Origin of the sequence: Oceanobacillus sp. FSL K6-2867 (genome assembly GCF_037963145.1) — a bacterium.
Lineage (GTDB): Bacteria > Bacillota > Bacilli > Bacillales > Amphibacillaceae > Oceanobacillus.
This window is the reverse complement of the sequence record NZ_CP150144.1, coordinates 3,311,466-3,324,911: the sequence shown is the minus strand read 5'-3', so window position 1 is coordinate 3,324,911 and position 13,446 is coordinate 3,311,466. Positions and strand designations below refer to the sequence as shown.

Annotated in this window: 11 protein-coding genes; 6 read left to right on the top strand and 5 right to left on the bottom strand. The window is 39.8% G+C overall.

Going from position 1 to position 13,446, the window contains the following annotated elements:
- Positions 1-40 precede the first annotated feature (40 nt).
- Positions 41-820, top strand: a complete 780-nt coding sequence (locus NSQ77_RS16135) for a hypothetical protein (protein WP_339227059.1) — start codon at positions 41-43, stop codon at positions 818-820.
- A gap of 109 nt (positions 821-929) precedes the next feature.
- On the opposite strand, the gene NSQ77_RS16130 is transcribed toward NSQ77_RS16135, so the two are convergent.
- Both NSQ77_RS16130 and NSQ77_RS16125 read right to left on the bottom strand, forming a co-directional pair.
- Entirely contained in the window at positions 930-2,363 is a 1,434-nt protein-coding gene (locus tag NSQ77_RS16130; RefSeq protein ID WP_339227058.1) for a YfcC family protein, read from the bottom strand.
- 119 nt (positions 2,364-2,482) lie between these two features.
- Positions 2,483-3,634, bottom strand: a complete 1,152-nt coding sequence (locus NSQ77_RS16125) for a M20 family metallopeptidase (RefSeq protein ID WP_339227057.1) — start codon at positions 3,632-3,634, stop codon at positions 2,483-2,485.
- Between the two features lie 207 nt (positions 3,635-3,841).
- Here NSQ77_RS16125 and solA point away from each other — a divergent pair, with 207 nt between their 5' ends.
- Entirely contained in the window at positions 3,842-4,966 is a 1,125-nt protein-coding gene (gene solA, locus NSQ77_RS16120; RefSeq protein ID WP_339227056.1) for an N-methyl-L-tryptophan oxidase, read from the top strand.
- A 103-nt stretch (positions 4,967-5,069) separates the two neighbouring features.
- Here the strand turns inward: solA and tcuA are convergent, their stop codons facing one another.
- The 3 genes from tcuA to NSQ77_RS16105 all read right to left on the bottom strand — a co-directional run bounded on the left by tcuA (position 5,070) and on the right by NSQ77_RS16105 (position 8,721).
- Positions 5,070-6,584, bottom strand: a complete 1,515-nt coding sequence (tcuA, locus tag NSQ77_RS16115; RefSeq protein WP_339227055.1) for an FAD-dependent tricarballylate dehydrogenase TcuA — start codon at positions 6,582-6,584, stop codon at positions 5,070-5,072.
- A 106-nt stretch (positions 6,585-6,690) separates the two neighbouring features.
- Positions 6,691-7,755, bottom strand: a complete 1,065-nt coding sequence (locus NSQ77_RS16110; RefSeq protein WP_339227054.1) for an isocitrate/isopropylmalate dehydrogenase family protein — start codon at positions 7,753-7,755, stop codon at positions 6,691-6,693.
- A gap of 99 nt (positions 7,756-7,854) precedes the next feature.
- The gene (locus NSQ77_RS16105) at positions 7,855-8,721 is read right to left on the bottom strand and encodes a LysR family transcriptional regulator (protein ID WP_339227053.1); all 867 of its coding nucleotides are present in this window, start codon (positions 8,719-8,721) and stop codon (positions 7,855-7,857) included.
- Positions 8,722-8,879: 158 nt separating this feature from the next.
- Here NSQ77_RS16105 and NSQ77_RS16100 point away from each other — a divergent pair, with 158 nt between their 5' ends.
- The 4 genes from NSQ77_RS16100 to NSQ77_RS16085 are packed head-to-tail and all read left to right on the top strand — an operon-like array spanning position 8,880 to position 13,120.
- Entirely contained in the window at positions 8,880-9,995 is a 1,116-nt protein-coding gene (locus NSQ77_RS16100) for a hypothetical protein (protein WP_339227052.1), read from the top strand.
- Positions 9,996-10,006: 11 nt separating this feature from the next.
- The gene (locus NSQ77_RS16095; protein ID WP_339227051.1) at positions 10,007-11,491 is read left to right on the top strand and encodes a tripartite tricarboxylate transporter permease; all 1,485 of its coding nucleotides are present in this window, start codon (positions 10,007-10,009) and stop codon (positions 11,489-11,491) included.
- Between the two features lies 1 nt (position 11,492).
- Complete coding sequence (locus tag NSQ77_RS16090; RefSeq protein ID WP_339227050.1) at positions 11,493-11,936, top strand: hypothetical protein; 444 nt, start codon at positions 11,493-11,495, stop codon at positions 11,934-11,936.
- Between the two features lie 17 nt (positions 11,937-11,953).
- Positions 11,954-13,120, top strand: a complete 1,167-nt coding sequence (locus NSQ77_RS16085) for a PrpF domain-containing protein (RefSeq protein WP_339227049.1) — start codon at positions 11,954-11,956, stop codon at positions 13,118-13,120.
- Positions 13,121-13,446 lie beyond the last annotated feature (326 nt).

Here is a 13,446-nt window from a genome sequence, read left to right as displayed (position 1 = left end):
TATATAGTTCTATATATCTATTAAAAAAGGAGGGTTTCGATTGATAGAAGCATTGATTGCACTTCTATTTTTAGCAGTGATAGGATATCTATGGTTTCGATCAAAAGATAAAAAAGGCTGGAGGAAAATAGTTTACTCCATTCTAGCTGTATTTGCATTTTTACTATTTATAGGTATTGCCTTAGGTGATTCTCCAATGGTCGTCACGCAGCAAAATCTAAATGAAGAATTACAGAAAAACGAGGAATTAACAGCAACTATTTCCGAATTAGAAAAAAGTAATTCTAATTTACAGGGAGAATTTGATGACCTTGAAAATACAATAATGGAACTAAACGAGGAAATCACCACTAAAGAAAATGAACATGAAAAGTTACAAAAGGATTATGAATCACTTCAAAAGAAAAACAAAGAGCTAAAGGAAGATTATGAATCTACTGAGGAAGAAAACAAATCACTTTCTGAGAACATTGAACAACTGAAGGATGAAAAAGCTTCATTACAGAAAAAGTTAGAGGAGAAAGAAACAACTACTACGAGCAGCGCTAATACCCAAGATAAAAATACTAGTGAATCTAAATCAAGCGGGAATAATAATAGTACTAGTTCTAATTCAAGTACAAAAACTCATGCATCAAGCAGCTCTACGAGTGACTCCTCAGAGGAAGCAGAAACAGGCAGCTGCGATATTAAAGGTAGTAACAGTGGAATTTATCATGTCCCTGGAAGTACATACTACAATCAAACAAAAAATGTAGCGCAATGGTTTTGCTCAACTGCTGAAGCCGAAAATGCTGGTTATAGAGCCCCTAAGCGTTAATGAATTCTTATTATAAAATAAGACAAAGCAGAGAAAAATTTTTTCTGCTTTGTCTTACTAAAACCACTTTCACTTAGATAAAAATGGATCTTACTAAACATTTCAAACCCTATACCGTCCAAACAAACAAATGCACAATCGTAACAATAATCGCCCCAACAATATAAGATAGTGCAATAACAGGCCACACCCATTTAATCCACTTTATCCATGGTATCTTTGCTAATGCCAGTGATGCCATTAAAACACCAGATGTAGGGGTAATTGCATTTGAAATCCCGTCACCTAATTGAAATGCCAGTACAGCAGTTTGCCTGCTTACACCAGTCAAATCAGATAGCGGGGTCATAATAGGCATTGTCAATGCAGCTTGTCCACTTCCAGATGGAACGAGAAAATTCAAGAGACTTTGTGTAATATACATTCCCATCGCAGAAAATGTAGTTGGTAATTGACCGATTGCGCCCGATAAACTATACAAAATCGTATCAATTGTATTACTTTCCTCTAATACGACCAAAATTCCGTAAGCCAATCCGACTACCAATCCACCTACAACAAGATCTCTACAGCCGTCTACAAAGGATTCAGCAATCTGGTTCACCTTTAGCTTAGCAACAAAACCTGCGATAACGCCCATCAGCAAGAACAGTGATGCTATTTCCATGATGTACCAGTCAAAATAAGTTACCCCAATTGCAAGTCCAATAATCGTTAAAAATAACAGACCAATAATAATCGCATGTCTAGGAGTTAACTGCATTGTTATAGGGTCATGTTCAGCATCATCCATAGTTCTGCGTTTGTCAATCTCATACATCAAACTGGTTTCCGGATTTTTCTTAACTTTTTTGGCATAAATCATGACAAATGCAATACTAAATGCGACAAAGATAAGCCAGATAATAAAACGAATTCCCATCCCGGAAAACAGTGGTAACTCTGCAATTCCCTGAGCTACACCAATTGTAAAAGGATTCATGAATGATGCTGTAAAGCCCGCACACGATCCCACTATAACCATTCCTGCACCAACTAATGAGTCGAATCCCATCTTGATTGCTAATGGAACTAATATTAAGATAAATGGAATTGTTTCTTCTGACATCCCAAATGTTCCACCGCCAAGGGCGAATAATAACATAACAACCGGTATGAGATAAATTTCTTTTCCGGCCATCTTTGTTGAAACACTCGCAAGCCCAGTTTCTATCGCTTTTGTAGCATTCAAAATCCCAAAAGCTCCACCAACAATAAAAATGAAAAAGATGATTTCAGCTCCATTAACCATTCCTTTATGCACAGCTTCTAAAATCCCAAAAGGGCTAGTCGGATTTGATTCGACCTGCTGATACGTTCCATCCACTACAACTGTTCTCCCTGCATCATTTACCTCTCGTTCGTATTCACCAGCTGGAACGATATATGTAAATAAAGCGGTTATAATGATTAAGCCAAATAACAATGCGAATACATGGGGAAATTCAAATTTCCTTTTCTTTCTTTTCTGATTTCCTTCATTAGAAATCGTATCGTCATGCATTAAAAATCTCTCCTTCTGTATATTCTCACGTGTTGTATATAAAAAAATAACAGGTAGTGAACCGCTACAAACAGCTAAGAAGCGGTAATTCACTACCTGTAACCATGTAAAAACTGAACTTATCGTTTTTCAAATTCGGTTTTTATGGCGGATAGTAAATCTTGATCCGTCATAATGTCATAACCAGTTTGTGCTAAAGAAAGCACTGCATCAGCAATTGCTGTCTCGCCATCTTTCGTAATCGTTTGATCTGCAAACTCTTTCGTATGGAATACAAGCCCAGGCCTATTCATTCCAACAAATGGGTGGATTGCTGGTACCACTTGACTGACATTTCCCATATCGGCCGAACCAGTTGCAGCTACAGCTGGATAGACAGGGTGCGGACTGTGCGCTTTTAGATTTTTAGTAAATACGTCCGATAGTACATTATTTGTGACCATATTGTCATAGCTCAATTCATAATTTGATATTGCAACAGATGCACCTGTCATTAATGCTGCACCATCTGCAATATTTCTTACCTTTTGCACTACCTCATCTACAACCTTGCGCTCATTTGCGCGAATATAAAATTGAGCGACAGCTTTCTCCGGCACTACGTTCGCAGCCTGGCCCCCTTCCGTAATGATGCCATGCATTCGTACATCTGACGAAACATGCTCTCGTAATGCGTTGATTCCATTAAATAATTGAATAACAGCATCCAGCGCATTAATCCCTTCTTCAGGTGAAGCAGCTGCATGGGATGCTTTTCCAGTATAATCAAATTGCAGAGCATCCATTGCCAGCATCGGTCCACTTTCAGAAGAAACGTCAGCTGGATGCACCATCATCGCCACATCAATATCATCAAAAGTTCCTTGCTCAGCCATTGGTACTTTCGCTCCATTTGTTTCCTCGGCAGGAGTTCCAAGAACAACGACCTTCCCGCCTATTTCTTGTACATGCTTACTAAGAACAACTCCAGCACCAACTGCCATCGTTGCGATTAAATTATGACCACAGCCATGGCCAATTCCAGGCAGCGCGTCATATTCTGCTAGAAACGCAACTGTTGGTCCTGGCTTTTCGCTGGAAAACTCTGCCCGAAAAGCTGTCGGACGATCTACAATGCCTGTTTCCACTTCGAAATTGTGGGAACGTAAATATTCAACCAGTAGCTTCATAGATTCAAATTCTTGATCTCCAAGCTCTGGATTTTCATACAATTGATTACTAATTTTAATAAGTTTATCTTTTATATTTTCAAAATCTTTCACGAGTGACACACTATTGCCTCCAATTCAAAATACTTCCGTTTATGGATTATACCATAATATCTTAAAAAATGTTGCATAGCAAATGAATAATTATACTCATTTCTATTTATATAAGATGTTACTCCTTAACAATCAAACTAATTTTAGTAGATTTGGATTGAGCTACTTTGTATATTCGATTAAAATAATTGTATAAAAATTAAAGGAGCGCAAATCATGATCTACGATGTTGCAATAATCGGTGCTGGTTCTATGGGGATGGCAGCCGGATATTATCTTGCCAAGAATGGCAAAACAGTAGCTTTAATTGATTCCAATAATCCGCCTCATTCTAATGGGTCTCACCATGGCGAAACTCGAATTATTCGGCATGCTTATGGGGAAGGTGATAGCTATGTTCCTTTGGCATTACGTTCACAAGAATTATGGTATGAGCTTGAACAAGCTTCAAATCGAAAGCTTTTTCATCAAACAGGGGTATTAAATATTGGTCCTAAGGAATCTACTTTTCTACAAAATGTCATTCATTCTGTTGAAAAATATAAGTTATCTGCTGAGGTCTTAACAGCACAGGAAATAAACAGAAGATGGCCAGGTTATCAACTGCCAGATCATCTAATTGGTTGCTTCGAAACGAATTCAGGCGTTTTAATGAGTGAAGAAGCTATTACTGCCTACCGTGAGCTTGCAATAAAACACGGTGCGAAGCTTTATACAAATACTCAGGTAGACCAATTGCATGTAACGAACGATCTTACAACAATTGAGCTAGCTGATCAGCATATTGAAGCAAAACAGCTCATTATAACAGCTGGAAAGGGAACAAACCAGATTTTATCCTTACTCGGCTACGAGTTGCCATTGCAACCGGTGCGTAAAACATTCTCCTGGTTTGAGGCAAAGGAAGAAATATACCATTCGCATACATTCCCAGCTTGGTCCTATGATAATGCAAATGAAATCTACTACGGCTTTCCAAGTATTGACGGGGCTGGCATTAAAATTGGAAGACATGATGGAGGATACCCTCTTCAAGCAAAAGAGACATTAAAAGCATTTGGTACATATCCTGAAGACGAGCAAGATGTCACACAATTTATCCACCAATATATGTCTGCTGACTTAAAGCACAAACAAGGAAAAGTATGCACCTATACAAACACACCAGATGGAAACTTCATAATCGATCGACTTCCAAACTATCAAAATGTCATAACTGCTTGCGGATTTTCAGGACATGGATTTAAGTTTAGCAGTGGTGTGGGAGAGCTGTTAAGCCAGATGGTTATTCATGGGAAGGGCTCATTGGATATAGGTTGTTTTTCATTGGATAGGTTTTAAATACTTCCATTCAATAATTGGATTCCAGTTGATTATTAGTTAAACAAGGATTCCCAGCAATAGAATGCAGGGATCCTTGTCTCTTTAAAGTGCCTCATGTCTATTAATTTTCTTTATGAGTCGCACCCACCGGCTCAAGCACATAACTCGCCGCAGACTCTCCCGCTAACTTGCCAAATACAGCACCGGACATTAATCCAGATCCTCCTGGATAGTTATGATAAAATAAGCCACCTACCATCTCACCTGCTGCAAATAACCCTGGAATTGGTGATTGATTTTCATCTAGTGCTTCCCCATTTTCGTTGACATGAATTCCTCCGAATGTGAAGGTAATTCCACATGTAACCGGGTAGGCGTAATATGGCGCCTTATTAAATGGGAGTGCCCAATTACTCTTTGCGGGCGTGATGCCCTTTGTTCCTTTTCCATCTTTGATGGCTGGGTTATACTCCCCTTCTTGTACCGCTTGATTATATCCTTCTACCGTTTCTATAAATCTAGCTTTATCAATATTCATTTTATCTGCAAGTTCTTCAATTGTATCTGCTTTGATACACGTTGCTTCTTCTAAATTGTATTCTACCCGCAGCAAAGGACGAACCTGCTCATCAAACAATTGGAATGCTTTTTGTTCTGGCTGGCGCAGCGTTTCTTTTCCATACTTTGCGTACGTATAATTCCGAAAATCCGCTCCCTCATCCACAAATCGTTCTCCTTTAATATTGACAATTAGTCCAAGCGGATAAGAAGATTTTTTATAAATATCTCCTGGTTTGCCATAATCCCCAACCCGTGGTGCTTGGAAATCGGTCGTATGCGCATGGCAGCCGGACCAGTCTCCATATGGCTGTGCTCCTGCTTCTATTGCCATATCTAAACCATCACCTGTGTTATATTCGCTCCCTCTTACTAATGCCTTTTCCCATTCTTGTCCTAAATATTTGGCTCGTTTTTCTTTATTTGCTTCAAAGCCTCCGCATGCCAGCACTACCGAATTTGCAGGAATTTGCTTTTCCTCACCATTTTCCATCACGCTGATACCGCTTACCTTTTTGTTAGCTATCTGTAACCCGATTGCTCTCGTATTATAGCGAATTTCTATACCTAATGCCCCTGCCTTATTAATTAGTGCTTCAATAAGACCGATACCTTTACGATGTGTTTTTACCGGGAGTCCTCCCCAAAATTGCTGTATTCCATTATTGTTAAAGGATTGATTCTCGTTTAATTCAAATTGCACTCCCTGGCGCTTCATCCACTGGATCGTATCGTACGACTTGTCAACAAGCTGCTGAGCTAATTTAGGGGTACTCTTTTCTTCCGTCACCTTCATAATGTCATTATAATAATCTTCCGTATCATAATCTGGCAGATCCATATTTTGGAAGTCTTCGGCGGATAGTTGATCTAATATGGGTTCCAGTGCATCTTTATTTTGATAGGCAAAACGAATTGCTCCATCTGTAAAAAAGGAATTTCCACCACGTTTTTCTTTTGGTCCACGCTCTAAAACAAGTACATCAGCACCATTCTCTTTTGCCGCGATTGCCGAGCAAAGTGCTGCATTTCCGGTTCCAACAACAATCACATCGTAAGCTTTGTTTTGGTTACTCATTTTTAATCCTCCCTAGTAAAATTTATCTTCTACGCTCAGTATAGGGCTGATTTTAATATAAATAAAATACTGTTTTTTTAGCGTATTCAATAAATTTATTTTATAACTAGAGAACTCTATTTAAAACTTCAGCAGTAAATGCTTGTGTACCTCTGTCTCCACCTAAATCTTTCGTTTTTATTCCGTCCAATAGTGTTCGGTGCACGCTTTCTTCAATTTTTTTACCTACTATCTCTAATTTGCTATCACCGAACTTCTCACTCATCCATTCGAATAACAGAGCAGTAGATAGCATCATCCCAATTGGATTAGCAAGGTCCTTTCCCGCAATATCTGGTGCTGATCCGTGGGCTGCTTGTGCCATAGCGATCTCTTGATTTGCATTTATCGAAGGAGCGAGTCCCAAACTGCCAATCAACTCTCCAGTTAAATCGGACAGTATGTCTCCGAACATATTCTCTGTAACGATAACGTCAAAATCCTGAATTCGCCGAACAACATGTGCACACATTGCATCTACATGGTAGTCGTCAACCTCAACCTCTGGGTACTCCCTGGAGATTTCTTTACAAATATCTAAAAACATGCCAGACCCGATCCGAATGACATTCGCTTTATGCACAATTGTGACTTTCTTCTTACGCTGCATAGCTTTTTGAAAGGCTGCATGGGCTATCCGTTCAATGGCCTGTCTTGTGAAAACACCTGTTGTAATTGCAACGTCCTTTGTAACCTGAAATTCTCCGACACCACGGTACATATTGCGATCAACATAGAAGCCCTCTGTATTTTCCCGATAGATTATCAGATCTGCCCCTTCTACAACACCCTTGATACTTGGAATGCTTTTAGCAGGACGAATATTTGCATATAAATCAAAGTGATGGCGCAATTCTCCGCTTGGATTGCGAATATTTTTGAATTCCTCTGGGTATGAAGCTGAATCATGCGGTCCAAGCAGCCAAGCATGACAACCCTGCAACGCTTTTTTAGTCTCCTCTGGCAATGGGTGGTTCGCCTCTGCAATGCCTTTCCAGCCAACTAAAAGCGGAACCCACTCCATTTTTACATCATGCTTTTCGGTAATTGCTTCGACAAGCTGAATTGTTGCTTGGACAATCTCCGGTCCAATACCATCTCCTTCTAAAACTCCTAGCTTGTATAATGTCATACATTCTCCTCCCCTTCTATATCAACATTTGTTTAAAACACTAATCGATAATTCTATTCATGTCTAATACTTTTTTTCTCATCATTCCGATAAGAAAAACTAATCTTTCCCATCCCATTCTCTCAAATGACTGACAAACCGATCCACTACGGTTAAATTTTCAAACGATTGATTATACATGAGCCACGTTTCTCTTGTCACAGGTGTGCCATCTTTGAAACATATTTCCTGCTGGTACAAATTATCATCCTTTTTCAGGCAAATTGCAGGCACAATTGCAAATCCGAAGTCATTTTTAACCATTTCCTTACACGTCTCTAGCCGATCAACCTCCATTTCTATATTTGCTGGTTCCGAAAATTGATCTGCCCACCAAGCTGTTATGCTATCCTTCAATGAACTGTCCGTACTGTAATTAATCAATCGATACTCTGGCAACAGGTCCATATTCAATTTCTTTTTGGATATGAGATAGAGCGGTTCTTTTCTTAACAACATCTTTTCCCCTTGCCAGCCGCGATCGCTTCTTAAAATCCCTACATGCACACTTGAATTATTCAGAAGATCAATCACCTGTGTACTCCATCCGGTTTTTACATTGAATCGTACATTCGGATAATTTTTAGAGAAATTTTTTAGAACTTTCGGAAGTAAGTATTGTGCAAAATTACTGGATACTCCTATGCGTAAGATACCTGATACCTCTTCCTCCATATTGCTCATTGTATCCTTCATCAATTGAAGCTGTTTTAACATTTCTTTGGAATACTGGACTAAATATTCACCTTCTGAAGTAAAGCCTATTCCTTGTTTCGTTTTAAAAAATAACGGTACACCAAATTCCTCTTCTAAGTTTTTCAACCGATAGCTTAGAGAAGGCTGAGATACATATAGCTTTGCAGCGGTACGTGTCATATTTCTCTGTTCGTAAAGCGTTTTCATTAAAATCCAATCCTTTTGATCCATATTTGCTCCTCCTTATATTTTCTCCTATCCCCATTATGGAAGAAATCCTCTTGCGTTATCAAGTTTTTTTATGAAGATAAATAAAATATCATTATTTTACTTATACACTGAAAGCGTTTACTATATTCAATAAGATAATTCGGAAGGAGATGAATATTTTGAAGATACGTCCTATTTTCGTACTAACACTTATCATATGCTGTTTTCTTATGGGCTGCAATACACTGCAGGCAACTGGCAGTAACCAGGACAATGGGGGTAACGCTTCCTATGATGGACAGACAATTTCATTTGTTGTACCTTTCCAAGCTGGTGGCGGTACCGATGTTTTTGCCAGGTTTATGACACCTTATTTTGCAAAGCATATTGATGGTAAACCTAGAGTTCAAGTTGAAAATATCCCTGGAGGAGCAAGCATTACCGGAACAAATGAATATGCCAATTCCCGCCTGCCAAACGGCTTAAACATTCTTACTTCAAGCGCTTCTTCTCACGTTCCATTTATGCTGGAGCAGTCTTCTGTAGATTATGATTTAAATAATTTCACACCGTTAATCGGTGCTCCCTCTGGTGGTGTTGTTTATACAAAACCCGAACTGGCCAAGGGCGGAATGGAAGATTTAATCGCATTAGAAGACGAATTGTTTTATGCCGGTATTTCCCCAACAGGCTTAGATTTAGTAACACTGCTATCATTCGAAGTCCTAAAAATGGATGTAAAAGCTGTGCTTGGATATGAAGGGCGCGGTCCTTCCCGTGTTGCTTTTGAGCAAGGAGAAAGCAACATTGATTACCAAACGACATCTGCTTATAAGAACAGTGTTGAAGCACTCGTAGAAGAAGGCAGTGCAGTACCTTTGTACAGCTTAGGGCAGATTGATGCAAATGGAGATCTTATCCGGGATCCACAATTTCCCGATCTTCCAACCATTGAAGAAATCTATGTAGATATCTACGGTGAAAAGCCAAGCGGAGAAGCATGGGATGCGTACAAACAAACGGTAGGTGCTTCTTATACGCTGAATAAAGTAATTTGGGTGCACAAAGATGCCCCTGGGAACTACCAGGAATCACTTAAAAAAGGGATGGACGCTTTAATTAATGATAAAGAATTCGCTACCCATTCTGAAGAAATCCTGGAGGGATATGACACATATGTGGGAGAGGAATTGAATTCGCAAATTGAACAATCCTTCTCTATCTCTGAGGAAACGAAGCAATGGATTATCCAGTATTTACGAACTAATTTTGACATTGATATTAAAAAGCTTTAGGGGGTAGTTTCATGATCGAAAGTGCAATTGAAGCGCTATTTATTGTATTAGATCCCTCAAGACTTGTCTATATGTTTATAGGTATCGGTATTGGGGTTGTTGTTGGATTGCTGCCTGGTTTAAGCGGCACAGTAGGCATGTCTTTAATGCTTCCATTTGTTTTTGGTCTTGATCCATATGTAGGAATGGCTCTTTTAATCGGAATGATTGCTGTTATTCATACCGGAGACACCTTTCCATCGATTCTTTTAGGGATACCTGGAACTTCCGGCTCGCAGGCAACCATCATGGATGGGTTTCCCTTAGCCAAAAGAGGAGAAGCCTCCAGGGCAATGGGTGCTGCCTTCTTTTGTTCCATGATAGGTGGAATCATTGGCGGAATTGCGCTTTATTTAACAATTCCCTTTGCCAGACCATTAATTACATCTTTTAGTTCACCTGAATTATTTATGCTGACTATGCTTGGGCTTAGTATGGCGGGCTTACTAGCTGGTAAATCGCCTCTGAAGGGAATCATTTCTGGAATTCTTGGATTACTAATCGGCTCTGTCGGCAGTGCTCCAGCTGTTCCGGAATATCGTTACACATTCGACACGCTCTATTTGACACAAGGGGTTTCCTTACCAGTTGTAGCTCTGGCTATATTTGCCTTTCCTATTATCATAACCATGCTGACAAATAAAGGCAGTGTAGCAAATCACGCAACACTGCAAAGCGGCATTTTAAAAGGCGTTATGGATGCATTAAAAAATAAATTCCTCGTTTTCCGCAGTGCTGTAATCGGAGTTTTAATTGGTTTCATCCCCGGACTAGGGGGTAGTGTTGTTGATTGGATTGCCTATGGAGCTGGTCAGAAAACGGTTAAAAACAATCACTTTGGAAAAGGAGATATTCGTGGAGTTATCGCTCCAGAAAGTGCTAACAATGCAAAAGAAGGAGGTTCCTTAGTACCGACATTGCTTTTCGGGATACCTGGCAGCGGTACAACGGCGATTTTACTGGGCGGGTTAACGCTCATGGGATTAGAAGCTGGACCGAAAATGCTTACCAGTGATTTGTCCGTAACCTTATCGATTGTGTGGACACTGGTTTTTGCAAATGTTTTCGGAGCACTGTTATGTATGATTTTAGTTCGTCCGATTTCTAAGATCAGCTTTGTACCAGGGGAAAAAATCGTTCCATTCCTCCTTATTTTACTCGTAATTGGTGCCTATCAAAGTACGATGTCTTGGGGAGACTTGATTATCTTTATCATTATTGGTTTGCTTGGCTACGTTATGACAATCCTGGACTGGCCGCGGCCTCCATTGCTGATCGGTTTTGTACTTGCTCTGCCTGCTGAACGCTATTATTGGATTTCCATTGAAAGATATGGCTGGGAATGGATTACGAATCCAATCGTTATTTTCCTTGCTGTTATTATCGTCGTGCTTCTTTCAGGCGGGGCTATCATGAAACGGTTCAGTAAGAACTACGAACAAGGAGGTATAAATTAAGATGAACAAAGATCACCTTAACCTTATATTCAGCGGCTTTCTTTTTATCCTATTTACGCTAGCAATTATAGAAGCGCTGACGTTTAGTAAATTAGCGCAGTTTTTCCCTTTATATATATCCATTGCAGGTTCTGGATTGACATTAATTTATTTAATTACTGAGGCTTACAGGCTTTATAAACACAAGGTTAAAGAAGGAGAACAAGTTAAAATCCCTTTACTTGCTCCACTTCGATATATCGGCTGGGTTCTCGGCTATCTAGCACTCATTTACATTGGAGGCTTAATGCTTGCGACAGCAATCTTCTTAATTCTGTTTTTAATCGTTGAATCCAGGATGAGTTTTATACACACTGGCATATCGATTATTGCTGTACTTATTGGTATTTCATTATTGAGCTCAGCACTCGATATATATTGGCCAACAAATTTGCTTGGTCTTTAGGACAAGGAGGATGAAACATGCGAGATTATGAAAAAATCCGCTCTGCCATCATACGTGGCGGAACGAGCAAAGGAGTTTTCATACTGGAAAATGAATTGCCGTCAGATCCTGTGATCAGAGACAGGGTAATTTTATCGATCTATGGCGGGACAGATGAAAGACAGATTGACGGTCTCGGTGGAGCCGATTCCCTTACGAGCAAATTAGCGATTGTCAGCGTTTCATCCCGACCTGACGCTGATATCGATTATACGTTTGGGCAGGTTGGAATAGGCACCGGAAAGGTAGATTATAATTCAAACTGCGGAAATATTTTAAGCGGTGTGGGTCCTTTTGCAATCGATGAAGGCCTGGTTGCTGTTCAGGAACCGTACACTACCGTTAGGATTTTTAATACGAACACAAATGGTATTATTGAAGCCAAAGTTCCTGTTGAGTCCGGCAAATCTCGTTCAACCGGTGATTATACGATTGACGGTGTACCAGGAGAAGGGGCAAAAATTGTGTTAAACTTTCTAGATGCATCTGGCGCTAAAACGGGCGAGCTTTTTCCTACTGGAAAGCGAAAAGAAAAACTTCTGACAGAAGCAGGAGAATTTGAAGTCAGCATTGTTGACGTGACAGCACCTGTTGCATTCGTCCATGCAAATGAGCTAGGTTTAACTGGTACAGAACAGTCGACAGACCTTACGAAAGAACATTTACGCATGCTGGAAAAAATCCGCTCAGCAGCTGCTGAAAAACTTGGATTTGTAAGCAATGCGCATGATGCAACAAAAGAAACGCCATCCAGTCCTAAAGTAATTATGGTTTCTCCTAGCCAGACCTATTCAACGGTACACGGCGAGTTTATTAAACAAGAGCATATTCATTTAACCGCTCGAGCAATGTCCATGCAAAAAATGCACAAAACCTTTCCCGTTACTGGCGGACTATGTACTGCGGCAGCTGCTAAACTAAAGGGAACCATCGTTTATGAATGCTGTAATAATCCAGATGTTGATGAGATTATCGTCGGTCACCCATCTGGTTCCATGGATTTCCTTATTACATGTACAGATAATGGTCAATATGTTCAATTCGAAAAAACTGCTGTTGCAAGAACCTCCCGGCGTTTAATGGAAGGATACGCTTATGTACCTGAGGAATTGTTTTGGAGTGGAACAGAATCAACTCGTAAATAAGATACTCTGCATGATAAAGAAACTGAGACAAAAGTGTCTATCCACATAAAATCCGAACATGATTGGCGAAAATAAACCGCTCCGAAAATATACTCCGCTTTCCATGAGCGGCTGGTGAGCCCCTTGTGCTATAGCACTTCGGGGTCTCACCTATGCCTTTCCTCCCGCAGGAGTATGCGTATATTTCCTGCGCTAATTTAGTGCATTATTCGTTTTTGACGTTTAACACTTTTGTTATGTATCAGCCACTCCATGCTGGAAATATTTTAGTATTACTTGGGCAAAAATGGAACAACCGTCCTCCTTAGCGAAAATAAAATTGAACC